Source organism: Legionella birminghamensis, from assembly GCF_900452515.1.
GTDB lineage: Bacteria > Pseudomonadota > Gammaproteobacteria > Legionellales > Legionellaceae > Legionella_C > Legionella_C birminghamensis.
Window position 1 is genome coordinate 586921 of record NZ_UGNW01000001.1, and the last position, 24923, is coordinate 611843.

Genomic DNA, 24923 nt, shown 5'->3' on the forward strand with positions numbered 1-24923 from the left:
CGTTCCATGCTAATGGTTAAAATGGCCAGCAGATGACAGAGCCAAATCAATAATCTTCCTGGTTTGCTCAGAGTTTGCGTTTATCTGACTTACATCCTTGATAAGATCCAGCAAAAAATTGGCTATCTCATCTCTATTATGGCTCGCATTATATAGATCTCCTGCGCGCGTGAAAATATAGTGCAGCAGATTCTTGTGAATCAGGAGCGTTTCTTTCCCTTCAGGCTGTTGTAAAAGACTGTCTCCGAATAATAACCATCCGGGTGAAACCTTTAGTTTTTCCGCAATTTCAACCAGTTTGGTTGGTTCTGGTATTGCTTCGCCACGTAAATAGCGTCTGCATATCTGTACAGAATAACCCGTTATAGTTGCCAGTTGATGAATACAAACACCTGAAGTTGAGCGTTGAGAGTTTAATCCCGCAGAAATCATTGCATCACGCAATCGGTAAGAAAACTGTTTACTCAGGTCAACTTTTTCCATCTTTGAATAATTAGAGAAGTGATACGCCAGTGTAACAAATTAGAAACTCTATCGCAATTATTATATATTTTGGAAACTTTAAGTTTCCTTTAGAAATTAATAGTTGACATTTAATTTTTTTTTGCTAAGATGAGCTTCGAAGTCAACGGAAACGATTTCACAAAGCACTGATAGAGATGGGTGGTATGAAGATGGAACAAATTACCCCAGTAACTGTCAGTAGTGGTTTAACCCATGGCAATTAACCTCGCCGTGTCAGGCTTGAATAGATCGCAGTCCATTCAAGCCTTTTTTATTTATGTTTTGAAATTTTAATAAACTATTTGCTTTGTGATAGGAGCTTTAATATAATGCCCAACGTTGTGTTCAAAACGATTTTTTAGGCACGTAGCTCAGTGGTAGAGCACCACCTTGACATGGTGGTGGTCGGTGGTTCGATCCCACTCGTGCCTACCATCCCAACCGATTAATACTGTTTGATTCTTCAAAATGCCCTGGGATTCTGATAAATAAAAAACTTCCTCCTTTCTAACGACCTATTGCTTAAGTACTTAGCGCTTTACCTGTGTTCAAAAATAGGTTAGTCTGTAGGTTTTGCCAATATATACATTGATGATGCCGGAATTGTAAATTTCTCTGTGCATTATGCTGGAACTTGCTTCAATCTGATGCGGAAGGAATAAAGATGCCTAATATTAAATTGCCTGATGGACAAATTAAACACTTTGAACAGCCTGTAACCATCTATGAAGTGGCAAATACTATTAGCCCGGGGCTGGCAAAAGCTGCCCTGGCTGGCTCGATTAATGGGAAGCTCGTTGATACCAGCTATTTAATTGATAAGGACTGCGATTTAATCATTGTGACTGATAAACAGGAAGAGGGTCTCGAAGTAATCCGTCATTCTACAGCGCATTTATTAGCCCAGGCAGTCAAGCAATTATTTCCAAGTGCCCAAGTCACAATTGGACCTGTGATTGAAGATGGCTTTTATTATGATTTCGCCTTTGAACGGCCCTTCACTCCGGAAGACCTGGAGCGTATTGAAGCGAGAATGATGGAGTTGGCCAAGGCGGATTATCCCGTTTCCAGACGTGAACTGCCGCGAGATGAAGCCATTGATTATTTTCGAAGTTTGGGTGAAGAGTATAAAGCTAAAATTATTGCCGAGATTCCTCAGGGTGAGGTTATTTCATTATACCGCCAGGGTGATTTTGAAGATTTGTGCCGGGGTCCGCATGTGCCATCCACTGGAAAATTGAAAGCATTCAAGCTCACCAAACTGGCAGGCGCTTATTGGCGTGGAGATGCCAATAATGAAATGCTGCAGCGTGTTTATGGCACCGCCTGGAATGATAAAAAATCGCTGGATGCTTATTTGCATCGTATTGAAGAAGCGGAGAAAAGAGATCATCGTAAATTGGGCAAGGCCCTTGATCTGTTTCATTTTCAGGATATCGCGCCAGGCATGGTATTCTGGCATCCTAACGGCTGGACTATTTATCAGGAGCTTGAGCGCTACATGCGTAGCCGCCTGGCAGATTTTGGTTATCAGGAAGTAAAGACCCCACAATTAGTCGATCGTTCCCTGTGGGAAAAATCAGGGCACTGGGATAATTTCAGAGACGAAATGTTTATTACTGAAACAGAGAATCGGCTGTATGCAGTTAAACCCATGAATTGTCCCTGCCATGTACAAATATATAATAATGGATTGAAAAGCTATCGGGATTTGCCGCTGCGCTTATCTGAATTTGGCAATTGCCATCGTTGTGAACCTTCAGGATCTCTGCATGGTTTAATGCGGGTGCGTAACATGGTGCAGGATGATGCGCATATTTTCTGTACAGAAGAGCAAATACAGTCCGAAGTGGCCATGATGCTGGAGCTGGTGCAGTCCGTTTATACTGATTTTGGCTTTAGTGAAATTAAGTACCGCCTGGCCTTAAGACCCGAAAAGCGGGTAGGCAGCGATGAGGTATGGAACAAGGCAGAAAATGCACTGAAGCAGGCAATGGCAAGCCATAATATTCAATGGCAGGACGCGCCGGGAGAAGGTGCATTTTATGGCCCGAAAATTGAATGTTCATTATCGGATTGTCTGGGCAGAATCTGGCAGTGCGGTACTATCCAGGTTGATTTCTCCATGCCGGTACGACTGGGCGCAACCTTTATTGCTGAAGATGGCAGCAAGCAACATCCGGTAATGTTGCACCGGGCGATTCTCGGATCATTTGAGCGGTTTATGGGAATTCTTATTGAGCATTATGCTGGAAAAATGCCGCTTTGGCTTGCTCCACTTCAGGCCATGGTCTTCACGGTTAGTGAAAAACAACAGGAATTTGGCCAGCAAGTAACAAAAATTTTGCAAAAACAGGGAATCCGAGCTAGTTTTGACTTGAGAAATGAGAAAATTGGTTTTAAAATTCGCGAGCACACTTTACAAAAAATTCCATACCTTTTGGTCATTGGCGATAAAGAGGTGGAAGCCGGCTCCGTTTCAGTAAGAACGCGTGAAGGGGTCGATTTAGGTGTAATGAATATTGAGAGTGTTTGCGACCTATTGCGAAAAGAAATTGCAGGCAAAGGTCGTGTCTAAAAATCAGATGGAGGGTTAAACTATTACTGCACCAAATAAGCGCGATAGCGATCGTGCAAGAGTAAATGAACAAATCAATGTACCTGAGGTACGTCTCATTGATGCTGACGGCAATCAGGTGGGCATTGTGTCTACGCGAGAAGCTTTACGCGCAGCAGAGGATAGTGGGCATGATCTGGTCGAAATTTCGCCATCAGCCAAGCCGCCTGTTTGCAAGATTATGGATTATGGTAAATATCTGTTTGAACTGAATAAAAAATTGTCTGAAGCGAAGAAGAAGCAGAAGCAAATTCAGGTCAAAGAGCTAAAATTCCGTCCAACGACGGAAGACGGGGATTATCAGGTCAAGCTACGCAACCTGATACGGTTCCTTAATCATGGTGACAAAGTCAAAATTACACTGCGTTTTCGCGGTCGTGAGATGGCTCATCAGGAAATTGGTATGAAAATCATGGAGCGCCTCATGATCGATACAGCTGAATATGCTGTGGTTGAGCAACAGGCAAAACGTGAAGGTCGCCAGTTAGTCATGGTGTTGTCGCCTAAGAAAAAAGGCTGATTAGTATTACTGACAAGTTTGCATACCAGGTATTTGTCATAGAAATTGCCCGGTATATGAGCTCGACAGTAGCCTGATAGCTAACATTAGTAGCGAAACAAATGCGGAGTATATGTTATGCCAAAGTTAAAGTCGCATCGTGGAGCGAGCAAACGCTTCCGTAAGACAGCGGGTGGTTCAATCAAGCGTCGACGCGCTTATAGAAATCACATCCTTACCAAGAAATCACCAAAGCAAAAACGTCATTTGCGTGTTGCAGCAGGTACATTAAAACAATGTGATGCTCGTCTCGCTGAACGTATGCTTCATGGTAGTTAAGGGGAGGAGTGAATAATGCCAAGAGTTAAACGCGGAGTGACTGCCAAAGCACGTCACAAGAAGGTTTTAGATCAAGCAAAAGGTTATTATGGTGCCCGTAGCCGTACCTACCGAGTAGCCAAACAAGCGGTTATCAAAGCCGGTCAATACGCTTATCGTGACCGTCGTCAAAAGAAAAGACAATTCCGTGCATTGTGGATTACCCGTATCAATGCCCAGGCACGTGAGTGTGGCTTATCCTACAGCCGATTGATTGATGGTTTGAAAAAAGCGTCTATCGAACTGGACAGAAAAGTTCTGGCTGATATGGCTGTTTATGACAAGCAGGCTTTTGCTGCTGTTGCTGAGCAGGCCAAAGCTGCTTTAGCACAGTAAGATGATAGTTCCTTCTGCCAGTCAGAGTTGTTGCAGCTGGCAGAAATCGAATGGATCTATTATCGATAAAGCTTCATTTTGTTAGATGAATAGGGAGGCTTTTGCCTCCCTTTCTACATGCAGGTCAAGATCATGCAAGACATAGTCGAATTACAGCAACAAGCTGCCAAGGCCGTACAGGACGCGAATAACATACAAACTTTGGAAGCTATCCGAATTGATTATCTGGGAAAAAAAGGTCTTTTGACGGAAATCCTTAAAGGTCTTGTTAATCTCAGTGCGGAAGAAAAACCAAAGATGGGTCAATTGGTTAATCAGGCCAAAAGGGAACTCAATACCTTAATTGAAAATAAATTAATTGATCTGAAAGAAATAGCCCTGCAGAAAAAACTCAGTGATGAGCGAATTGATATCAGTCTCCCTGGGCGAAATACACATCAGGGTTCGCTTCACCCTGTTACCCAGGTTAAACAAAGAGTGAATGATTATTTCAGCCGTCTCGGGTTCGATATTGTAACCGGCCCAGAAGTTGAAACCGAATTTTATAATTTTGAAGCACTTAATATCCCCGGGCATCATCCTGCCCGCGCCATGCATGACACATTCTACTTTGGGGATGGATACTTGCTGCGCACCCATACTTCACCGGTGCAAATTCGAACGATGGAAGAGCGCCAGCCGCCATTGCGCCTGATTGCGCCAGGACGTGTTTATCGTTGCGATTCGGATGTTACTCATACTCCCATGTTTCATCAGGTGGAAGGTTTGCTAATTGATAAAACAGCGAACTTATCCCAGTTACGCGGCTTGCTTCATGATTTTTTTGCCGATTTTTTTGGTCGGGAGCTTAAGCTAAGATTCCGACCCTCCTATTTCCCCTTTACCGAGCCTTCAGCTGAAGTGGATATCGAATGCACTCAATGTTCTGGAAAGGGCTGCCGCTCCTGTAAATTTTCAGGTTGGCTTGAGGTGCTGGGCTGCGGCATGGTTCATCCCAATGTATTAAAGGCCGTGAATATCTCACCCGATGAATACCAAGGTTGGGCCTTTGGAATGGGGATGGACCGATTAGCAATGCTTTACTTTGGCATTGATGATTTAAGAATGATGTTCGAAAATGATTTAAGTTTTTTAAAACAATTTTAAATAACCTTGTCCTGATAAATGAAGCCTTAAGAGGAAATAATGAAAGTAAGTGAAGAATGGCTGCGTGAATGGGTAAAACCCTCTCTTAATGCGCAAGAACTTGCCGAACTATTAACAATGGCGGGTCTGGAGGTGGACTCCATTAGCCCGGTAGCAGGCTCTTTTACTCAGGTTATAATTGCTGAAGTTGTAGATACAACCCCTCATCCGCAGGCAGATAAATTAACCCTATGCAAAGTAAATACAGGTAAAGAAGAGCTCCCAATAGTTTGCGGTGCGTCAAATGTCAGAAAGGGTTTAAAAGTCGCCCTCGCCCAAATTGGCGCTAATTTGCCTGGCGGTCTACACATCAAGGAAACCAGACTACGCGGTGAATTATCTCAGGGGATGCTGTGTTCTGCTTCAGAGTTGGGTCTAAGTGAAAGTTCCGATGGGATAATTGAATTAGACAGCGATGCACCTCTGGGCCAGGATTTGCGGACATATTTGTCACTCGATGATCAGGTTTTTGATATTGATCTGACACCGAATCGCGCGGATTGCCTGAGTGTGCTCGGTATTGCCAGAGAAGTCTCGGCATTGACTCAATCACCATTGGCGCCGGCTGCGATGCATACGTCAAAACCAGTGATTGACGAGCAAAAATTAATTGAATTAAAGCAGCCGGAAGCCTGTCCACATTATTGCGGCCGGGTGATTCAAGGAATCAATTCGCAGGCAGTGACGCCGTTGTGGATGCGTGAGCGTTTGCGGCGCGCTGGAATACGGAGTATCCATCCAGTAGTGGATATCACTAATTATGTGATGATTGAGCTTGGACAGCCCATGCATGCTTTTGATTTACAAACGCTTTCAGGAGATATTGAGGTTCGGTTTGCAAAAAATAATGAAGCCCTGCAGTTACTGGATGGGCAGAAGGTGACTCTGGCTGACAATATTTTAGTAATCGCAGATAAGGCAAATGCCCTGGCAATCGCCGGTGTTATGGGGGGAGAGCGTTCAGCAGTGAACTACGAAACAACTGCTGTATTTCTTGAGAGTGCTTATTTCAACCCTGCTCATATTGCGGGTGTGGCACGCAGGTTTGGTTTGTTTACGGATTCATCCCAACGTTTTGAACGGGGTGTTGATCCGACACTACAATTGCAGGCTATTGAAAGGGCAAGCAGCCTGATATTGGAAATTTGCGGCGGACAAGCAGCGCCAATAAGCGAAGTGACTGAAAAAGTGCATATACCTACACTTCCCAGTATTCATTTTAATCCTGAAAAGGTAAAGCAGTTAACCGGTGTTGAAATTGAAGAGGCCGAAATCTTTACGCTCCTGAAGGGCCTGGGAATGCACATCAGCAAAGAGCACTCTTTCTGGAAAGTGACACCTCCTGCCTATCGGTTTGATATACAGCTTGACGTGGATTTAATCGAAGAGGTTATCCGCCTTCGGGGATATGATCGCATTCCAGGGCAGAAAATGATAACCACTGTGCAACCTGGCAGCATGGCACCGACTGAGTCGATCTCGAAACGTGCAGCGCATTATTTTGCAGATCGAGGTTATCATGAAACGATTAGCTACAGCTTTGTTGACCCCGAATTACAACATGCACTCTATCCACAGTCATCTGCGCTGAGCTTACTCAATCCCATTTCCAGTGAGTTATCGCAAATGCGTACCGGGATGTGGCCTGGCTTATTAGCGTCTATGATTTACAACATCCATCGTCAGCAGACTTCAATCAAGTTTTTCGAAGCGGGCGTGACTTTTCAGATAGAGGGCAGTACAGTACAGGAAAACCCTTGCCTTGCTGGTTTGATTGCTGGAGAAATTGGGGGCATGAACTGGTGTGAGCCAGGACGTTCTTTTGATTTCTATGATATTAAGGGTGATCTGCAAGGTTTATTTGCCTTATTGCAAATTTCAAACGCAGAATTCATTCCTGCCGAACATTCTGCGCTGCACCCAGGAAAATCTGCGCAAATCATGATTAATGGCAAAGCCGCTGGATGGTGCGGCAGTCTGCATCCTAGGATTGCTGATGCATTGGATATTCAGGAAGAGGTGTTGCTATTTGAGCTTAGAATAAATGAGTTGATGGCCAATGAAGCAGTTCGTTATAAGCAGATTTCAAAATTTCCACAGATTCGCCGAGATTTATCCATTCTGATCGATGACCCTATCCAAATGTCAGACATTGAAAAAGCTGTAAAATCGGTTATCCCTAACAACTGGTTAAAGTCATTCCATGTATTCGACATCTATCGTGGAGAGAATATTCCTCAGGGGAAAAAGAGTGCTGCGATTGCGCTTATCCTGCAGGACGATAATAAAACCTTGATTGATAATGAGATAAACCAGGTAATTGATGCTATACTCAGAACACTTGAGGATGATTTTTCAATTACTTTGAGGGATTAAAATCGTGAATGCACTAAGTAAAGCAATGATTGCAGAAACCTTGTTTAGTGAATTGGATTTATCTAAACCAGATGCAAAAGCGATGGTGGAGGAATTTTTCGAAGCTATTCGAAATGCACTTGAAAATGGCAAGGATGTCAAATTATCCGGCTTTGGTAACTTTAATTTGCGCGATAAGCCGCAAAGACCTGGCCGAAACCCAAAAACTGGGGAAGAAATTCCGGTGGTTGCAAGACGGGTAGTTACATTTAAGGCTGGTCTGAAATTAAAAACGAAAATTGAGCAAAAAGGAAAATAGTTGTTGAGTCATTATACCCGGCATGTTTTTGTATGCACCAATCAAAAAGCAGATGGTAAAGTTTGCTGCGCCAATTCTGGCGGCATCGAGTATTTTGAGCACCTTAAAGAGCGTTTGCTTGAATTGGGTGCACATGGTCCTGGAAAAATACGTGTGAGTAAATCAGGGTGCCTTGGGCGTTGCAGCCAAGGTCCATGTGTTGTAATTTATCCTGAAGGAGTGTGGTATACTTACTCCTCGGTAGCGGATATTGATGAAATTGTTGACAAGCATTTATTAAAGAATAAAATTGTTGAACATTTATTAATTGATAAGTAATGCTTAAATAATATTTTTTTTAGATTCTGTTCAAGTTTTTACTTATTTTACTTGTAGGTTATTGCAGTTTTGGTTAAAATCGCCCGTCCAAGATTGAAAGATTACCAATGATAAAAGGCGGTACGGAGTTAATTTAATGAAAACATTCAGCGCCAAAGCTCACGAAGTTAAACGTGATTGGTTCATAATTGATGCTAGCGACAAAACTTTAGGTCGTCTGGCTACTGAAATTGCTCGTCGCTTACGCGGCAAGCACAAGGCAGAATATACACCTCATGTGGATACCGGGGATTATATTATCGTAACAAACGCTGAGAAAGTGACTGTTACAGGCCGAAAATTTAAAGAGAAGATGTATTACCATCACTCTGGGTTTCCTGGTGGCATTAAGTCTACTTCTTTCGAGAAGCTCCAGGCTAAAAGCCCTACAAGAATTATCGAATTGGCAGTAAAGGGTATGCTCCCCAAAAATGTGTTGGGTAGAGAAATGTACCGCAAGCTTAAAGTCTATGCGGGTAGTGAACATCCACATGCTGCTCAGCAACCCAAGCAACTAGAGATTGAGGAATAAATAATATGGCTGAATTGCAGCAATACTATGGTACTGGTCGTAGAAAAAGCTCAACGGCCAGAGTTTTTATCCGTCCTGGTAAAGGCGAGATCAAAATTAACAACCGTCCGCTTGAAGAGTACTTTGGCCGTGAAACTGCCTGTATGGTGGTAAGACAGCCTCTGGAAACAGTTGATGTTCTTGAGCGTTTCGATATTTATGCAACTGTTGCCGGTGGCGGTATATCTGGCCAGGCTGGTGCTGTTCGCTTGGGTATTGCCCGGGCACTGGTACAGTATGATGAAATTGATCTGGCTGAAGACGCTGAGCCCCAAGCTGATTCTTATCGTCGTAAATTACGCGCCAAAGGCCTGTTGACTCGTGATTCACGCCGAGTTGAGCGTAAGAAGGTTGGTCTGCACAAAGCACGTCGTGCAACACAGTACTCAAAACGTTAATCGAAATTATGCTTACGAAACCCCGCCTACTGCGGGGTTTTTTTTACGATGAATTTCTTCGCTGTATACCATCAGGCGCCGATGAACCGCTAATCGTCTACGTACCCTTAATCGCCTACGTACCGCGCTTTATGCGCGGTATCCAGGCAGGGCAGTGATGTAGTAAAAATATTACAACACCATCCTATTTTTAGGGTTATCGCGCATAAAGCGCAGTACGTAGAGCGTTTAAACTAATCAGATATATGTATACGAAGCATTTACTTGGGCGGCTTCCAGTCCGTAACCCTAACCAGGCTCATTGAAAGGTGCACTTTCATTCTGGCAAAAAAATTCTCCTCCATTTGCAAATGCTTAAATCTTTGATATAAATAGTACATTTCACCTTTATCAGAATTCTGGAATCGAAGCGCGTTTACCTAGATGCCGATCGGTATATGGACGCTTTAATCATAATATCTGAAACGGTATAAAAGGAAGTAAACAGGAAGAAGCACCGTGAATGATGAAATCAAGCCCGAGCATAGTGATGAGTATCTACCGGAAGTCATTGATGAGCAGAAGCGTCAGTTTTTATTACGCACAACCGGTGTATTGGGAGGAATAGGGGCGGTATGCGCCTTAACCCCATTTGTCTCATCCTGGATGCCCAGTGCAAAGGCACAGGCAGCAGGGGCGCCCGTAGAGGTGGACATAAGCAAAATTGAGCCTGGCCAGCAGGTTACTGTCGAATGGCGAGGTAAGCCCGTATGGATTATCCGACGAACTCGCGAAATGCTCGATCATTTAAATGGCCATAATAGCGAACTACGTGATCCCGATTCGCTGGTTGACCAGCAGCCCGAATATGCCAAAAACAAATTTCGCTCTATTAATCCAGAATATCTGGTTCTGGTCGGGATATGTACCCATTTGGGATGCTCGCCCAAATACACCCCCAATGAAAGAGAGCTTCGGCCTGATTGGCCAGGCGGGTTTTTCTGCCCCTGCCATGGTTCCACCTTCGATCTGGCAGGAAGAGTTTTTAAGGGGGTGCCTGCGCCAATTAATCTGGAAGTTCCACCCTACCGATTTGTTAACAAGCACCTTATTGTAATTGGCGAAGATGAAAAGGATGGTCAAGCATGAGCGGATTACTGAACTGGATTGATGCTCGATTTCCTCTGATTACCACCTGGAAAAAGCATATTAGCGAATATTATGCGCCAAAAAATTTCAACTTTTTTTATTTCTTTGGCTCATTAGCCACTATCGTGTTAGTAAACCAGCTGGTAACTGGCCTTTGGCTGACCATGTTTTACACGCCAACTGCGGCGCAGGCTTTCGAGTCAGTTGAATACATCATGCGTGACGTTAATTATGGCTGGTTTCTGCGCTATATGCATTCCACCGGTGCATCTGCTTTTTTTATTGTGATTTATTTGCACATGTTTCGCAGCGTCCTGTATGGATCCTATCAAAAGCCCAGGGAGCTTATCTGGCTGATTGGCATGGTCATTTTTCTGCTATTGCTGGCAGAGGCTTTTTTTGGCTATTTACTGCCCTGGGGGCAAATGTCGTATTGGGGGGCACAGGTAATCACTTCATTGTTCGGTGCTATTCCCTTTGTCGGCGATACATTGGTTACCTGGATACGTGGCGACTACAATGTGGCAAACGCCACCCTGCAGCGTTTTTTTGCCCTGCATGTCATTGGCATCCCGCTCCTGCTATTGATCCTGGTGTTCCTGCATATCGTTGCCCTGCATAAGGTTGGTTCCAATAATCCAGAAGGTATTGAAATTAAAAAACACCTGGATGAAAAGGGGGTACCTCTCGATGGCATCCCATTTCACCCATATTACACCGTTAAAGACGCAGTGGGGATAATGGTTTTCCTGGTTTTATTTTTTGCAGTGATCTTTTTTACCCCTGAAATGGGCGGATATTTTCTCGAGCATGCCAATTTTGCTCCGGCTGATCCCATGGTGACTCCAAACCACATTGCACCAGTTTGGTACATGACTCCTTTTTATACCATTTTAAGAGCCATTCCTAATAAATTAATCGGTGTTATTGCAATGCTCTCATCAATTCTTGTCCTGTTTTTTATGCCATGGCTGGACAGAAGCCCTGTCCGTTCAATGCGCTATAAGGGTTATCTTTCCCGATGGGCTTTGCTGATTTTTTTAATTGCTTTTGTAACCCTGGGCTATCTAGGTACCGTAGTAGTCACGCCCATACGTCAGTATCTGGCACAGATTTGCACGATCATTTATTTCAGCTATTTTATTTTAATGCCGTTTTACACCCGCTATGAGCAGCATCTTGACGTACCAGAGAGGATTACCAGATGATTCGAAAAAAGCTATTCCTTGGTCTTTCCTCCTTACTATTAGCCGGCATACTCCATGCGGCAGCTGAGGATAATGTTAAGCTACTCCCTGTTGATGTGGATGTTCAGGACAGGCCTCGACTGCAACGCGGTGCTAAAATGTTCATGAATTATTGTTCAGGATGCCATTCCCTGAAATATATGCGTTACAACCGTATGGCCCATGATTTGGGATTAACTACTTTTGACGGTGAAATCGATACGGATCTGCTGGTTAGCAACCTTATTTTCACCCGGGCGCCAATTTATGATCCTATCAGGATTAGCATGCCCGCGCAGGATGCTCAGCAATGGTTTGGCAAAGTTCCTCCAGATCTGTCTCTCAGCGCGCGTGAGAGAGGCCCTTCATGGCTGTATACTTATCTTAAAGGCTTCTATGTCGATAAGACAAGACCCTTTGGTGCCAATAATATTTTGATACCGGGTGTGGCGATGCCCAATGTACTGGAACCTCTGGCTGGAAAAATGGTGGCTGTGGAAAATAAGGATGCAGAAGGGAATGTATTTCTCTCTCATTTGCTGCTTGCTGAGCCTGGGGAAATGACTTCTCAGGAGTTTGATAGCGCCGTTACCGATCTGGTTAATTTTCTAGTGTATGTAGGCGAGCCGGCAAAGTTGGTCAGATATCGGGCCGGCGGGGTTGTTATTGCATTTTTGCTGATATTCCTGTTTGTTGTTTATCGATTGAAGAAATCCTATTGGGAGAAAATTGGGCACTAGGCGTCGTGTTGACAGCTTAAGTCCTGGGTATGGCTTAATGATAATTTTTGCCTATTCTTAAACATTGATTGCTAATTTGTGCTAAAATGCACTCTTTTGCATGTGTATGCCATGAGTTAACGTATGACGAGGAGTTTAGATGGCTATTGTGACAAAGCGCACGATTATGTCTTTATATTCTGACAGTGATGATGTCTACAGTCATCAGGTAAGAATTGTATTAGCGGAAAAAGGGGTTAATGTAGAAATTCTTCCCGCCAAGCAAGGTGAAGCCTCGAACGATTTGCTCTCCATCAATCCCTATGGAACCATCCCTACATTATTGGATCGCGAACTGGTTCTTTACGAAGCAAGAATTATCATGGAATATCTCGATGAGCGGTTTCCTCATCCACCTCTGCTTCCTGTATATCCTGTTGCACGAGCAGAAGCCAGAAAAATGATGCATCGTATTGAGCATGACTGGTATTACCTGTTAATGCAAATCAAGAGGAATGAGCAGGCTGAAGAAGCTCGTCAGCATTTGTTGGAGAGTCTCGTCAGTCTCGACCCCGTATTTGCTGACAAGCCTTATTTTCTGAGCGATGAGTTTTCGTTGCTGGATTGCGCAATGGCTCCTTTGTTATGGCGTTTACCGCAATTGGGTATCGAAGTTCCTGCAAAAGCAAAAGCATTGCATGCTTATATGCATCGATTATTCAAGCGGGATTCATTCCAAACCAGTTTATCGGAAGTTGAGAAACAATTACGGGCTGCCTGATTATGAGTATGACATCTAACAAGCCCTATTTGATTCGGGGCATTTATGACTGGATTGTCGATAATCATATGACGCCATATATCCTGGTCAATGCAAATTATCCGGGTGTGCAAGTTCCTGAGGCTCATGTGAATAACGGGCGAATCGTTCTCAATATTTCGCCTCAGGCATGCAGAGGGCTGCATCTTGAAAATGATAGAATTGTATTTACGGCTCGCTTCTCCGGTGAAACGATGCAAATTTTTGTCATTCCAGCAGCGGTGCTTGCTATCTACGCAAAGGAAAATGGCCGCGGGATGGAATTTGGCGAGGAATATCATGAGCCGCCACCACCTTCCAAGATTGAACCCAAGCAACGGCCCAAGCCGGCGCTAAAGTTGGTTAAAAAAGAATCTGATTGATTTTGCTGAATGATTAATGTCTTTACGAGTATAGCGAAGCGATCCCTGAGGTTGGATTGCTTTACTTCGTTCGTAAAGACAAAAAAATAATACCTTCAATAACAATAAAAACATCATGATCAAATCGCCCACTTCAGTTTTCAATACCAGACAAATACGGGACTGCGAGCAAATGATGCAGCGCCATTTGGGTTTTTCAGAAGAAGATCTCATGCTAAATGCAGGTCGTGCCGCGTTTAAGCTGCTGCAGATCCAGTATCCAGCTGTCAGAAAATTAATTGTTTTCTGCGGAGGCGGTAATAATGCCGGAGATGGCTATGTCCTGGCCAGGCTGGCACATGAACAGGGCTATTCAGTTCTGATTAATCAATTTAAACCCACCGAACAGTTGCCGCCTTTGGCTCGGAAAATGGCCGAGCGGGCTCAGCAGGCTGGAGTGGTTTTTTTATTTATGGAAGATACGATTGATAATGATGCAGAATTAATTGTTGATGCATTATTGGGAATAGGCATACAAAATCAGGTCCGGGAGCCTTTGCAATCTGCAATTGCTTTGATCAATGACAGCGGACTGCCTGTTTTATCTTTGGATTTACCTTCTGGATTACAGGCAGATACCGGAGTCATTCTGGGTCATTGTGTCAAAGCATCATGCACCATTACCTTTATAGGCCTCAAAACCGGCTTGATGACAATGGATGGGCCGGATTATCGCGGACATTTGTTTCTCGATGATTTGGGGGGCGGAACCTGTTTATCGCAAATAATGCCAGCTGCGACTTTAATTGAAGAAAAAGAAGTAGCAAGTTTACTGGCGCCGCGCAAAAAGAATAGCCATAAGGGCGATTTTGGCCATGTGTTAATTATTGGCGGCGGGGAAGGGATGCCGGGTTCAGTTTGTCTGGCAGCACTTGCAGCAGCAAGGACCGGCGCGGGCCTGGTAACAGTGGCTACCAAACCGGAACATGCTAAAAGACCGGTAACCGGTTTGCCGGAGGCGATGATTCATGGTATCAGTTCGATTAAAGACATTTTGAGCTTGATAAAAAGGGCCAGCGTTTGCGTGATTGGTCCTGGATTGGGAACTGACGACTGGGCGGTGCAATTATTTAATGAAGTGATTGCCTCGCAGTTGCCAATGGTGATTGATGCATCAGCATTACGCATTCTTGCGGATCATCCCCAGCATGATGATAACTGGATCCTAACCCCGCACCCCGGCGAAGCGGCAGGATTACTCCATTGTAAGATAAATGATATCCAGTCAGATCGTTTTGAGGCGGTTTCTCAATTACAGCAGCAGTATGGCGGTCAGATTATTCTAAAAGGGCTGGGATCCTTAATCAGAACCGATGCAGCGAAGACATATCTCTGCGCTCAGGGTAATCCCGGCATGGCTAGTGCCGGGATGGGAGATGCATTGAGCGGCATTATAGCGGGGCTGATTGCTCAGAAATTTAGTTTGGCAGAAGCTGCCCGCCTCGGCGTGTGGCTGCATGCAGCTGCCGGTGATCTGGCAGCAGGGGAAGAAGGGGAAAAAGGCTTATTAGCCAGTGATATAATGCCCTTCATTCGTTTATTGATGAATAATAAAATACGTCTGGGCCCAAAAATTGGTTTGTGAGTACCCTATCCCGGTCTTTGCGAGCCTTGCGAAGCAAACCAGAGCGGAGCCAGAATGAAGCACTGAGTCTGATTACTCCACTTCGTTCGCAAAGACGGAGATCAAAAGTAGACATCAAGAGAATAATGTGATGCAAAAAAAAACGCTGCACCTTGAATTAGCTGATGAAAATGCCACGCAGAAAACTGCCGCTTATTTTGCAGCGTGTCTACATTCTCCTCTGATAATGAACTTCACAGGCGAAATTGGTGCCGGAAAAACAACATTCATACGCGCCTTGCTAAATGGGTTGGGAGTCAGCTCGGTTATAAAAAGCCCTACTTTTTCTCTGGTAGAAAGTTATAATTGCGGACGCTGGCCAATACATCATTTTGATTTATACCGTATTCAAGATGAAGATGAGCTTGAGTTTATTGGTTTTCGTGATTATTTTGATGATAATGCAATGATTTGTGTGGAGTGGCCGGAGCGGGCAAAACAAAGTATAAAAAATCCGGATCTCTGGATAACACTTACGATAACTGGGAGCGGACGCGAAATGAGGATTGAGTCCTTAAGCGCCGCTGGTGATAAGATTATATCCTGCCTTGAAGGTAAAGAATGAAAATTCGAGTAATTCTCCTTGGATTGTTAACACTTGTATCCGCAAGTATTTTTGCTGCCAAACTACAATCAATTGAAATTAAAGAGCAGAACGGCAAGATGTCGCTTTTCTTTAGCCTGGATACAGCTATTGCCCATAAAGTCTTTACTTTAACCAATCCTGATCGCGTAGTCGTCGATTTTGAATCCACCGATCTGGTGTTCAATCTTAATCAGCTAAAAGGCAATAAGCTGATTAAACGAGTACGAAGCGGTCGGCCGAATCCGCAAACTTTGCGCCTGGTATTCGAAGTCACTGATGTCGTAATGCTAAGAACCAGCCCCTGGGCTTCTTCGAAAGCCAAACATGCGTTTACACTGGACTTATCTACGGGCAATGGGCCGGTGGCTGTCGTCAAACCATCGAAATCAAATGCATCCACCCCGCCAGCTCCCGTACGTCAGCTCCCTGGCCGTTCATTACGTGATGTGGTTATCGTTCTTGATCCAGGTCATGGAGGGAAGGATCCTGGCGCTAAAGGACCGCATCATAACTGGGAAAAAAATGTCACCCTGGCAATTGCCAGCAAGCTGAAGCATATTATAGATCGTCAACCGGGAATGCGCGCCGTACTGACGCGCAATGGTGATTATTATGTCGGTTTACGGGAACGCCTCAATATTGCCAGAAAGTATAATGGTGATGTCTTTATTTCTATTCATGCGGATGCATTTATAAATCAACAATCCAATGGCGCTTCGGTCTTTGCCTTATCGCAACGGGGGGCGACCAGTGAAGCAGCACGCTGGCTGGCGGAGAAAGAAAACTACTCTGAGTTGGGGGGCGTCAATCTGGCTGATCTGGATGATCAAAGCGGTCTGGTGAGGACTGTCCTGATTGATTTGTCGCAAACCGCAACGGTGGGGGCGAGCCTCCATATGGGCGAAAGAGTCCTGCGTAATCTGGACACCATAACGAGATTGCATAACCGCCGGGTAGAGCAGGCGCGGTTCATGGTGCTGAAATCCCCGGATATTCCGTCAATTTTAATTGAAACAGGTTTTATTTCTAATCCCCAGGAAGAAAGTAATTTAACAAATGCCGCCTACCAGGCTCGGTTGACGCAGGCTATTTTCCAGGGAATTAAGGGTTATTTCTGGGACTATCCTCCACATGGCACACGCATTGAGGTTTTAGCCAACAGCAGCGGTCCATTCCATTTGGTTAAGGCGGGCGATTCTCTTCCTAAAATTGCTGCCCGTTATAAAGTAACAGTCGCAGCATTACAGGCCGCTAATCATTTGAATGATAGTTCAATCAAAACGGGACAACGATTAACTATTCCCGCTGCTGTGTCATGAGAATTCAGCAATTACCGGTTGATGTTGCGAACCAGATTGCTGCAGGGGAAGTCGTGGAGCGGCCGGCATCGATTGTAAAGGAGTTGCTGGAAAATGCACTGGATGCCAAAGCAACACAAATTACGATTGATATTGGCTGTGGCGGGCTTAATCAAATCAGAATCAGCGATAATGGCACTGGTATTCTGGCAGAGGATCTCCCTTTGGCAACCGCTCCGCATGCAACCAGCAAGATTTCTCGGCTGGATGATTTATATGCGATCACCAGTATGGGCTTTAGGGGCGAAGCCTTGGCCAGTATCGCTTCCGTGTCGCGTCTAAGTATTAGCTCAAAGCCGTCTCAGCAGACACATGCCATGTGCTGGGAAGAGAATAAGCTTTCACCCTGTGCCCGGAATCAGGGGACAACCGTTGACGTGCGGGATATCTTTTACAATGCGCCTGTACGCAAAAAGTTTCTGAAGTCTGAGCGAATTGAATTCCAGGCGATTGATACGGTCGTAAGACGTTTTGCGCTCGCCGCTCCCGAAATGGCCATCCAGTTCAGCCATAACGGAAAATTGCAGTTCAATCTTTCCCCGGTTAAAGATGAACTAAGCCGCAGGCAGCGCATTCAAAAAATTCTGGGTAAATCCTTTCTGGAACAATCAATTCATATGAATAGCGAGCTCAATGGCATCTTCCTTGAAGGGTATATCAGTAATGCGGATTACCAGCGCAGCCAAATTGATAAGTTATGGATTTATCTTAATGGGCGCATGATTAAGGATAAGCTGCTCAATAATGCAGTGCGTCAGGCTTATGAAGAATTACTTTATGCGGGACGGCATCCCTCCTGCCTGCTTTATTTAAAAATTGCAGCCAATCAGGTTGATGTTAATGTTCATCCGACCAAGCATGAAGTGCGCTTCCAGCAACCCCGTTTAATTCATGATTTTATCAGTTCGCAAATCGCTGCGGTGTTAAGCAAATCCTCTCCGCCATCTTCAACCGCTTTCACTCTTGAGGCTCCTGCCCCAACCTATGTCAGGGAGCGCATGGCGATTCCAGTCCTTCGGAAGGAGGACAGCAAGCAAAAATACCCCGCTTACGAAAAATGGCATATTCTAAACCCGAGTTATGCGCTAATTGCCATTGACGAAAAACCATACCTGGTGCACTTGCCTGACTTGCAAAGACAATATTTAAAAAACCAATTATTGCAAAGCGTTCTTCCACTCGCTTCACGTCCGCTGCTTGTTCCTGTAAAATATGCTCTGGATTTAAACATTTTTAATAAAAGACTTGAGGCAAAGCGTTTGCTTGAGCAGCTGGGAATTTCACTTCTAGGCATATCAGATTGTGAAATGCAGATAAGTTCGATTCCACTGATGTTGCCCGGTTTAAATATTAAACAGTTTCTTGATTCGTTTTTTAAAGACTCCCCGGACAGTTTTAGCCAGGTGGTCGAGCAGCTGATTGCACACTATGATTTTTCATTAGTTTTCTCATCTGAAGATTCGAAACAGGAGTTATTTAATTATCTAAAACAGCAACTGAACGGGTTGGCTGATTTAAGCGGGATCGCAATTCATTTGTCCGAGCAGCGTTGTCGAGATTTATTGCATGCATAATCTGGTATTCTGCCTTATGGGGCCAACCGCCTCTGGTAAAACGGCTTTGGCCTGCCGCCTGGTCCAGCAATTCCCATTTGAAATTGTCAGTGTCGATTCAGCGATGATTTATCGTGAGATGAATATTGGCACTGCAAAACCGGATGATCAAGAGCTAGACGGCGCCCCCCATCATCTGATTGACATTCTTGATCCCTGTGAGAGTTATTCGGCTGCCCAGTTCTGCGAGGACGTAATTCAACTCATTGATTCAATACGCTCGCGCGACAAATGGCCTTTGCTGGTGGGCGGCACAATGATGTATTTCAACGCGCTTCAGCAAGGCTTGTCTGTGCTACCCACAGCCGATGAAAATATTCGCAGTGAATTATCGAGGCGGATAATGAGCCAGGGTCTTAATACCTTATTTCTTGAATTACAAACAGTCGATGCACGCACCGCTGCCCGCATCCATGCCAATGACAGCCAGCGTATCCAGCGTGCTCTTGAAGTCTATTATGCAACGGGCCAGCCCTTATCTGATTTTTTGCAGCAGCAGGATCCAAAGCATCAGTTTTCATTTATTAATTTAGGACTTTTTCCCGGTAACCGCGCCTGGCTTCATGAGCGAATCGCTATGCGGTTTGATCTGATGCTGGAGCAGGGGTTTCTTGAAGAAGTGAGGCAACTACAGGCCAAGTGGTCTTTGACAATAGACTACCCCTCGATGCGCTGCGTTGGCTATCGGCAGGCCCTGGCATATCTTGGCGAGAAAAATTCTTCTTTTGAGGATTTTCGTATGAAAAGCATTGCGTCAACCCGTCAATTGGCCAAAAGACAATTGACCTGGTTGAGACACTGGGAGCAAATAAGCTATTTTCCTCCGGAGGAAAGCAATACGATGCAGAAGGTCGTAGCCAACATCCATAAAATATTGGATAATTCCTGATTAACTGCCCATAGTGGTGCGATTAATGGAGAATTTCATGTCTGAAAGCGCAAAGATTCCGGCTAGTACTGAAAAAATGTATATTGTTCATCCTGAAGATTTACCCTTGAGTTGTCCCACTGATGAAATGATATTGTGGAACTCCCATCCCAAAGTATATCTGCCAATCGAGAAAACCGGCAAGGAAACATGCCCCTATTGTGGTTCCAAGTTTGTCTTGCAAAATAAATCGGCCTAATCTGTATTTGGCAGCATTTTATGATTAAATCCATATGTATTGTGCGCTTGTCTGCGTTGGGCGATGTGTTAATGTTGGTTCCCCTGGTCAGGCGTCTACAGGATAGCTTGCCAAATGTATCTATTACCTGGGTCATTTCACGCCCAGCCTATGATTTAGTAGAGGGGATGGATGGTGTTGAGTTTATCGTACTGAATAAACCTGATTCTCTCGGTGATTACTGGCGGTTTTATAAACAGATGCGCGGACGCCAGTTTGATGTACTACTGGCACCGCAGGCAAGTTTCCGTGCTAATTTACTGTATCCCCTGATTAAGGCGAAGCGAAAAATTGGCTATGATTCTTTGCGTGCAAAAGATGGTCATGGCTGGTTTGTCAATGAAACCATTGCTCCGGGGAATGATCATACCCTGGATGGCTTTTTAAAGTTTGCAGACGCGCTTTCCCTGCCTCCCCTGGCACCGCGTTGGGATTTACCGATTGCTGCAGCAGACTATCAATGGGCTGAAACCCATTTGCCTGAACAGGGACCGATTTTGCTAATCAATCCTGCCGCAAGCAAGCCTGAACGAAGTTGGCTGGTAGAACGTTATGTGGAGATTATCCAGCACGCGAGACAGGTCTGGAATGCTAAACCCGTTTTGACGGGCGGGCCAGGTCCCTATGATCGGGAATTAGCGGATCGCATCCTTGAAAAAACCGAATGCCTGGATTTGGTAGGAAAGACTAAACCCAAGCAGCTTCTCGCAGTCATAAGCAAGGCAAGTCTTCTTATTTGTCCCGACACGGGGCCGTCCCATATGGCTGCAGCTGTCGGCACACCGGTAATAGCCTTACATGCCGTGACCAGCGCGGAAGTATCAGGGCCCTATACTTTTCGCCATTTGGCAGTGGATTGTTATCCCGAAGCAGTCAGCTCCGTTTTAAACAAATCGGCAAGCGATAATGTGTGGGGAACGCATGCACATGGTCCAGATACCATGAAGCTTGTTTCCACCAAGGCAGTTATTTCACGGCTCGAAGAAGTATTTCAGATCGCGAACTCCCTGGCATAGCGCCTGAATCCCCGCGGCGCGACCCTGAGATCCTCACAAAATTTCACCATTATCAGTGTCTACGTACCGCGTACGTAGCGTTTTTCCATATACTTCTCTCAGGGCGCGACCGCGGGGGCTCATGCCGCATCGAACGTGCACCTCAGGCCTGGTTTGCATCATAACAAGTTGCACAAAATTGGCTCCTTTCCGAATTGCATAAAAATTCAAAAACGTATAAAATTAACAATATTTCCAATTTCTATACACGCGAGGATCCTAATGCCTTCTCAACATAATTCTGTTTCACAATGGCTGATGTCGTTTGACAATCTTCCGCAGGAAAAGAAGGCAAATTCGGTTCCTGGCAGTGATGTAAAAAAAGTCCTTGGCCTTTTTGGATTGAAAAATGCCAAAGATGTGCATGAATTTCTGGAATCCCCGGAAGGACGTGAAGCAAAAGTCAGAGTTTACAAGGAAATCGCTCAGCACCAGGCCATGATTGATGCTATTCACGCAAAGGCGCAAATGGACAGGCTCAGATCACAACGGGCATTGGCTTATCTGTTAATGCTTCTTTTTGCGAAACGAGCCAGAGCTAAAAAAGAATACAATGCAGAGATCGACAGACAGATAAAGCAGGATTTAGCCCGTAACAAAGTAACGCAAGATACTATTAAACTGGAAATGCCCCCCTTTGGTCTGGAATGGGAGTTACTGCTGGAAGCGTATGAGATTTCAGAGCGCATAATTCATGCTGCATTAAAGCAAAGTTTGCGTGATGCCCAGGAAATTGAGAAAGAGCTTGAACGCATTGATGCCAAACAGCAGGAACTGACCCAGAAATACGACACTCTGAAAGAGCTGCTCAATGAGCATGAGGCCCATTTAGAGCCTGTTTATGAGCGCAGCAATCCCGAAGAGCAGACGCAATTCATTTTACAGCGATTGGAACAATTGAAAGCAGCCCAGACAGCCGCTCCTAAAATATCCCCAGAGCAAAAACAGGCGGATAAGATTCATCGCCAGCATCTGCATAACCTGTTGGCCGCACTTAACAATGAAAAGCGCATGTATAATATTTTTGGTATGAAAGTGGATAATTTGAAAGAAGCAGCTTTCTTTGTGCCCATTCATTATCATCTCATCATGAAGGACGAGCATGTCTATTTATTCGAGCATGAAAATGAATTAACCGACTTGCCCCCTCAAACCCCTCATCTCCTGGATAAAGCGCAGAAGCTGGATTTACAACATAAAGGCATGTTGGGTATGCAACAATTATTCCATATGAAACGCGCCCATGAGATGAACCGCCTGGAGCAAAGAAGGAATGCAGCTGAAACAAGACGCATTGAAGTATTGGAAGATGTTGCCAAATTTAGCAAAACCCTTATTGATATCGATGAGGCCAGATTACATGCAATGGAGAGGGTGGCAGTGAATGCAAATCCTTCCCTTGGAAATAGAGCGCCTACCCCCCGGCCCCAGCCTGCTTTTCAGAAAGATATCGAATCCAGCTATACACATATGCTCCGCTTGATGAGGGATAAGCCAACACCTGCAGCCATTGAAAGTCTGAAGGCAACAGTAAGGGCTGCGCAAATTCAGTCTGCTCCTTTAGACAGGGCCTTAAATAGTTTAAGCCCGAATTCCAGGATGCCAGAAGAAACAAGGAAATTGTTGCAGCAGGGAATTGGACTATTTGGCGGCCGCATAGTTCCCCAGCCTGGACATACAGCAGTTCGTCCTCAGCCCGATTACTCTGCGAGTCGACGCTGATATAAAAAACACGTAATGGAATGGACTTGCCGTGAAAATGGACTTCAAACGGGTATTCAAACACTTATTGGAGAACTGGAGCGCAGATAAAGTTGCTACTTTATCTGCCGGTTTATCCTACTACACTATTTTTTCCCTCGCGCCATTATTAATCATTTCCATTGCCATTGCCGGATTGGTTTTTGATCCAGACAGTGTTCGGCAAAATCTTTTGCAACAATTTGCCAAAACCTTTGGAACGGCACCAGCCGAGCAAATTAAAATGATGATCTCCAGTGTCAAACCTTCCATGCATCTGTTCGCCAAAATTGTTTCGATCATTATTTTGCTGTTTGGCGCTTCCGGTTTTTTTGGTGCATTGCAGACTGGCCTGAATACTGTATGGGGGGTGACTCCAAAGTCAGACAGAGGATTTTGGGGAATTATTGCCGATCGGTTTTTATCCTTTACGCTGGTACTTGGTGTTGGCTTTCTTCTCCTGGTATCCTTGATTATTTCGCTGATATTATCGATTATCAGCTCGCGGCTGTTACAGTTGCTGCCTCAGTTTGCTTTTCTCGGCTATGGTTTAAATTTTGTGATTTCTATCACAGGAATTACCCTTCTTTTTGCGATGATATTTAAAATCATTCCAGATGTGTTACTGAGATGGAAAGATGTGTGGTTAGGCGCTTTTATTACGGCCTTACTGTTTACCCTGGGCAAGTTTTTATTAGGGTTATACCTTTCTCATTCTAATCTTGCAGAGGGGTTTGGCGCATCGGGTGCCCTGATTATTATCCTGGTCTGGATTTATTATTCAGCACAAATTTTATTTACCGGTGCAGAATTTACTAAAGTGTATTACCTGGAAAAAAATAAAAAAATCCAGCCTGGAAGGCACGCAAGGCTGGTAAAATAATGGGAGGCTTTATGAAAAAGATTTATTTCGCTATTTTGTGTTTCGGGTTACTGAGTATCTTTTCTGCCTCACTGTTTGCCAAACAATGCTTTGACGGCCATCAACTATCTAACATCGGCAAGGATTTGAAGCAGTACAGCAAACATTTATCCTGCCCCTTTAGCCTGCAAACCCAGGACATCAACTGGATTGTGGATCAGGCATTACCCAAAGTAATCAACCAACAGTTTCTTGGTGTGGAACCGCCTTCAGACTGGCAGGCAATGGGTAAATTGCTTGTGCTGACCTGTTATAGCGAAGGCAATCTTTGCGACTCCACTGTCCAGAAAGACCTTGGGGCATGTTTAACCGCTAATGGCGCGCTTTTATTAGTTAAATATGGTTCATGGCTGTCTGATAACTGTGAGGTGCTGCAGAAGAATGTGGTCGAGAAATGGGATGAAAAGAAGAAACTGGTGTATCAGGCCATTGATGAGGTGCTAACTCGAATAAAGACGCCATTGCAAGCCCGTTAATATAAAGGGGGTAAAATATAAGAAGTCATCGGCTTTTTAAAACACAATGAGCCTGATTACTTAAACCCATTAAGGTTTCATCTGAAATTTTAGGAATAATTTCTTCTAATACTTTTGAGTCCAGTCTAGGCACCCCATTATCTATCCTGACGCTGAAATGAAAGGGTGGCACAGTTAGTTCAGGGATGTTTTTCTGAGCGGTCGTTTTGCGAAGGCGGAGCTCATTATTGATCAGCTTATAAAATTGAAGGAGATCATTCACGGGAAGAGCCTCAAAAGTAACGTCCATATAAGTTTTTCCCGATACGATGTGCGTGAGCTCATGCCATAACACGACTGCGTCAGTGCCAGTGTAGTTCACATCGTGTTCTCTCATTTCATCAAGTGGGTCCAGGTAAGTGACCCTGATGGTCATGGGGCTGGTAACAGCGCAGCGATTTGGGCAGGGTACACTCAGGCAACCATGGTTAAAATTCTGAGTTTCCTGACTCACTTCGGTGATTACAGGATTAACCATGTAACCCTCCCGTAAAATAGCACCATTCAAAAATAGAGTTTCTCCGGCATAAT

Annotated in this window: 27 protein-coding genes and 1 tRNA gene; 26 read left to right on the forward strand and 2 right to left on the reverse strand. The window is 44.6% G+C overall.

Annotated elements, in window-relative coordinates; genetic code table 11:
- Positions 1-9 precede the first annotated feature (9 nt).
- Complete coding sequence (locus tag DYH42_RS02510; RefSeq protein ID WP_058523118.1) at positions 10-483, reverse strand: helix-turn-helix domain-containing protein; 474 nt, start codon at positions 481-483, stop codon at positions 10-12.
- A 381-nt stretch (positions 484-864) separates the two neighbouring features.
- Between DYH42_RS02510 and DYH42_RS02515 the strand changes: the two genes are divergently transcribed.
- The 26 genes from DYH42_RS02515 (at position 865) to DYH42_RS02640 (ending at position 24353) form a co-directional block, all read left to right on the forward strand.
- Positions 865-939, forward strand: a tRNA-Val gene (locus tag DYH42_RS02515).
- 229 nt (positions 940-1168) lie between these two features.
- Positions 1169-3082, forward strand: a complete 1914-nt coding sequence (gene thrS, locus DYH42_RS02520; protein WP_058523117.1) for a threonine--tRNA ligase — start codon at positions 1169-1171, stop codon at positions 3080-3082.
- A gap of 22 nt (positions 3083-3104) precedes the next feature.
- Positions 3105-3641: a translation initiation factor IF-3 gene (gene infC / locus DYH42_RS02525; protein ID WP_058523116.1), complete on the forward strand. Its 537-nt coding sequence runs from the start codon at positions 3105-3107 to the stop codon at positions 3639-3641.
- A 117-nt stretch (positions 3642-3758) separates the two neighbouring features.
- Positions 3759-3959 (forward strand): 50S ribosomal protein L35, encoded by a 201-nt coding sequence (gene rpmI / locus DYH42_RS02530; RefSeq protein ID WP_083503088.1) that lies wholly within the window; start codon positions 3759-3761, stop codon positions 3957-3959.
- Between the two features lie 15 nt (positions 3960-3974).
- Positions 3975-4334 (forward strand): 50S ribosomal protein L20, encoded by a 360-nt coding sequence (gene rplT, locus DYH42_RS02535; protein WP_058523115.1) that lies wholly within the window; start codon positions 3975-3977, stop codon positions 4332-4334.
- A gap of 132 nt (positions 4335-4466) precedes the next feature.
- The gene (gene pheS / locus DYH42_RS02540; protein WP_058523178.1) at positions 4467-5480 is read left to right on the forward strand and encodes a phenylalanine--tRNA ligase subunit alpha; all 1014 of its coding nucleotides are present in this window, start codon (positions 4467-4469) and stop codon (positions 5478-5480) included.
- Positions 5481-5519: 39 nt separating this feature from the next.
- On the forward strand, positions 5520-7895 hold the full coding sequence (pheT, locus tag DYH42_RS02545) for a phenylalanine--tRNA ligase subunit beta (RefSeq protein WP_058523114.1): 2376 nt from the start codon (positions 5520-5522) through the stop codon (positions 7893-7895).
- Positions 7896-7899: 4 nt separating this feature from the next.
- Complete coding sequence (locus DYH42_RS02550; RefSeq protein ID WP_058507819.1) at positions 7900-8193, forward strand: integration host factor subunit alpha; 294 nt, start codon at positions 7900-7902, stop codon at positions 8191-8193.
- Positions 8194-8511, forward strand: a complete 318-nt coding sequence (locus DYH42_RS02555) for a (2Fe-2S) ferredoxin domain-containing protein (protein ID WP_172464982.1) — start codon at positions 8194-8196, stop codon at positions 8509-8511.
- 136 nt (positions 8512-8647) lie between these two features.
- Entirely contained in the window at positions 8648-9082 is a 435-nt protein-coding gene (gene rplM, locus DYH42_RS02560) for a 50S ribosomal protein L13 (protein ID WP_058523113.1), read from the forward strand.
- 5 nt (positions 9083-9087) lie between these two features.
- Positions 9088-9519 (forward strand): 30S ribosomal protein S9, encoded by a 432-nt coding sequence (rpsI, locus tag DYH42_RS02565; RefSeq protein ID WP_058523112.1) that lies wholly within the window; start codon positions 9088-9090, stop codon positions 9517-9519.
- A 498-nt stretch (positions 9520-10017) separates the two neighbouring features.
- Positions 10018-10647: a ubiquinol-cytochrome c reductase iron-sulfur subunit gene (gene petA, locus DYH42_RS02570; RefSeq protein WP_058523111.1), complete on the forward strand. Its 630-nt coding sequence runs from the start codon at positions 10018-10020 to the stop codon at positions 10645-10647.
- Positions 10644-11855, forward strand: a complete 1212-nt coding sequence (locus DYH42_RS02575) for a cytochrome b (protein WP_058523110.1) — start codon at positions 10644-10646, stop codon at positions 11853-11855. The genes petA and DYH42_RS02575 overlap by 4 nt, the downstream gene beginning before the upstream one ends.
- Positions 11852-12613, forward strand: coding sequence for a cytochrome c1 (locus DYH42_RS02580; protein WP_058523109.1), 762 nt, complete (start codon positions 11852-11854; stop codon positions 12611-12613). The genes DYH42_RS02575 and DYH42_RS02580 overlap by 4 nt, the downstream gene beginning before the upstream one ends.
- A gap of 139 nt (positions 12614-12752) precedes the next feature.
- Entirely contained in the window at positions 12753-13373 is a 621-nt protein-coding gene (locus DYH42_RS02585) for a glutathione S-transferase N-terminal domain-containing protein (RefSeq protein WP_058523108.1), read from the forward strand.
- Between the two features lie 2 nt (positions 13374-13375).
- The gene (locus DYH42_RS02590) at positions 13376-13774 is read left to right on the forward strand and encodes a ClpXP protease specificity-enhancing factor (RefSeq protein WP_058523107.1); all 399 of its coding nucleotides are present in this window, start codon (positions 13376-13378) and stop codon (positions 13772-13774) included.
- Between the two features lie 115 nt (positions 13775-13889).
- Positions 13890-15398: a bifunctional ADP-dependent NAD(P)H-hydrate dehydratase/NAD(P)H-hydrate epimerase gene (locus DYH42_RS02595; protein WP_058523106.1), complete on the forward strand. Its 1509-nt coding sequence runs from the start codon at positions 13890-13892 to the stop codon at positions 15396-15398.
- Between the two features lie 130 nt (positions 15399-15528).
- The gene (gene tsaE / locus DYH42_RS02600) at positions 15529-16002 is read left to right on the forward strand and encodes a tRNA (adenosine(37)-N6)-threonylcarbamoyltransferase complex ATPase subunit type 1 TsaE (protein ID WP_058523105.1); all 474 of its coding nucleotides are present in this window, start codon (positions 15529-15531) and stop codon (positions 16000-16002) included.
- Positions 15999-17342, forward strand: coding sequence for an N-acetylmuramoyl-L-alanine amidase (locus DYH42_RS02605; RefSeq protein ID WP_058523104.1), 1344 nt, complete (start codon positions 15999-16001; stop codon positions 17340-17342). Before tsaE ends, DYH42_RS02605 begins: the two co-directional genes overlap by 4 nt.
- Positions 17339-18955, forward strand: a complete 1617-nt coding sequence (gene mutL, locus DYH42_RS02610) for a DNA mismatch repair endonuclease MutL (RefSeq protein WP_058523103.1) — start codon at positions 17339-17341, stop codon at positions 18953-18955. Before DYH42_RS02605 ends, mutL begins: the two co-directional genes overlap by 4 nt.
- Entirely contained in the window at positions 18948-19883 is a 936-nt protein-coding gene (gene miaA / locus DYH42_RS02615) for a tRNA (adenosine(37)-N6)-dimethylallyltransferase MiaA (protein ID WP_058523102.1), read from the forward strand. The genes mutL and miaA overlap by 8 nt, the downstream gene beginning before the upstream one ends.
- Positions 19884-19920: 37 nt before the next feature.
- Positions 19921-20121 (forward strand): zinc-finger domain-containing protein, encoded by a 201-nt coding sequence (locus DYH42_RS02620; RefSeq protein WP_058523101.1) that lies wholly within the window; start codon positions 19921-19923, stop codon positions 20119-20121.
- A 20-nt stretch (positions 20122-20141) separates the two neighbouring features.
- Entirely contained in the window at positions 20142-21176 is a 1035-nt protein-coding gene (locus DYH42_RS02625) for a glycosyltransferase family 9 protein (protein WP_058523100.1), read from the forward strand.
- A gap of 261 nt (positions 21177-21437) precedes the next feature.
- The gene (locus DYH42_RS02630) at positions 21438-22937 is read left to right on the forward strand and encodes a hypothetical protein (protein WP_058523099.1); all 1500 of its coding nucleotides are present in this window, start codon (positions 21438-21440) and stop codon (positions 22935-22937) included.
- 37 nt (positions 22938-22974) lie between these two features.
- Complete coding sequence (locus DYH42_RS02635; RefSeq protein WP_058523098.1) at positions 22975-23838, forward strand: YihY/virulence factor BrkB family protein; 864 nt, start codon at positions 22975-22977, stop codon at positions 23836-23838.
- Positions 23839-23849: 11 nt separating this feature from the next.
- Positions 23850-24353 (forward strand): hypothetical protein, encoded by a 504-nt coding sequence (locus tag DYH42_RS02640; protein ID WP_131793030.1) that lies wholly within the window; start codon positions 23850-23852, stop codon positions 24351-24353.
- Positions 24354-24378: 25 nt separating this feature from the next.
- Here DYH42_RS02640 and DYH42_RS02645 read toward each other — a convergent pair whose 3' ends face one another.
- Positions 24379-24870 carry a peptide deformylase gene (locus tag DYH42_RS02645; RefSeq protein WP_115316924.1) on the reverse strand — a complete coding sequence of 164 codons (492 nt, stop codon included), beginning with the start codon at positions 24868-24870 and terminating at the stop codon, positions 24379-24381.
- Positions 24871-24923: the final 53 nt, after the last annotated feature.

Coding starts and splice junctions, on each gene's coding strand:
- DYH42_RS02590 (WP_058523107.1), top strand. CDS start 13,376: ATGAGTATGACATCTAACAAGCCCTATTTGATTCGGGGCATTTATGAC.
- rpmI (WP_083503088.1), top strand. CDS start 3,759: ATGCCAAAGTTAAAGTCGCATCGTGGAGCGAGCAAACGCTTCCGTAAG.
- DYH42_RS02635 (WP_058523098.1), top strand. CDS start 22,975: ATGGACTTCAAACGGGTATTCAAACACTTATTGGAGAACTGGAGCGCA.
- mutL (WP_058523103.1), top strand. CDS start 17,339: ATGAGAATTCAGCAATTACCGGTTGATGTTGCGAACCAGATTGCTGCA.
- DYH42_RS02620 (WP_058523101.1), top strand. CDS start 19,921: ATGTCTGAAAGCGCAAAGATTCCGGCTAGTACTGAAAAAATGTATATT.
- thrS (WP_058523117.1), top strand. CDS start 1,169: ATGCCTAATATTAAATTGCCTGATGGACAAATTAAACACTTTGAACAG.
- pheS (WP_058523178.1), top strand. CDS start 4,467: ATGCAAGACATAGTCGAATTACAGCAACAAGCTGCCAAGGCCGTACAG.
- miaA (WP_058523102.1), top strand. CDS start 18,948: ATGCATAATCTGGTATTCTGCCTTATGGGGCCAACCGCCTCTGGTAAA.
- rplT (WP_058523115.1), top strand. CDS start 3,975: ATGCCAAGAGTTAAACGCGGAGTGACTGCCAAAGCACGTCACAAGAAG.
- rpsI (WP_058523112.1), top strand. CDS start 9,088: ATGGCTGAATTGCAGCAATACTATGGTACTGGTCGTAGAAAAAGCTCA.
- DYH42_RS02605 (WP_058523104.1), top strand. CDS start 15,999: ATGAAAATTCGAGTAATTCTCCTTGGATTGTTAACACTTGTATCCGCA.
- DYH42_RS02585 (WP_058523108.1), top strand. CDS start 12,753: ATGGCTATTGTGACAAAGCGCACGATTATGTCTTTATATTCTGACAGT.
- pheT (WP_058523114.1), top strand. CDS start 5,520: ATGAAAGTAAGTGAAGAATGGCTGCGTGAATGGGTAAAACCCTCTCTT.
- DYH42_RS02630 (WP_058523099.1), top strand. CDS start 21,438: ATGCCTTCTCAACATAATTCTGTTTCACAATGGCTGATGTCGTTTGAC.
- DYH42_RS02595 (WP_058523106.1), top strand. CDS start 13,890: ATGATCAAATCGCCCACTTCAGTTTTCAATACCAGACAAATACGGGAC.
- DYH42_RS02645 (WP_115316924.1), bottom strand. CDS start 24,870: ATGGTTAATCCTGTAATCACCGAAGTGAGTCAGGAAACTCAGAATTTT.
- tsaE (WP_058523105.1), top strand. CDS start 15,529: ATGCAAAAAAAAACGCTGCACCTTGAATTAGCTGATGAAAATGCCACG.
- DYH42_RS02580 (WP_058523109.1), top strand. CDS start 11,852: ATGATTCGAAAAAAGCTATTCCTTGGTCTTTCCTCCTTACTATTAGCC.
- rplM (WP_058523113.1), top strand. CDS start 8,648: ATGAAAACATTCAGCGCCAAAGCTCACGAAGTTAAACGTGATTGGTTC.
- DYH42_RS02575 (WP_058523110.1), top strand. CDS start 10,644: ATGAGCGGATTACTGAACTGGATTGATGCTCGATTTCCTCTGATTACC.
- DYH42_RS02625 (WP_058523100.1), top strand. CDS start 20,142: ATGATTAAATCCATATGTATTGTGCGCTTGTCTGCGTTGGGCGATGTG.
- DYH42_RS02510 (WP_058523118.1), bottom strand. CDS start 483: ATGGAAAAAGTTGACCTGAGTAAACAGTTTTCTTACCGATTGCGTGAT.
- DYH42_RS02640 (WP_131793030.1), top strand. CDS start 23,850: ATGAAAAAGATTTATTTCGCTATTTTGTGTTTCGGGTTACTGAGTATC.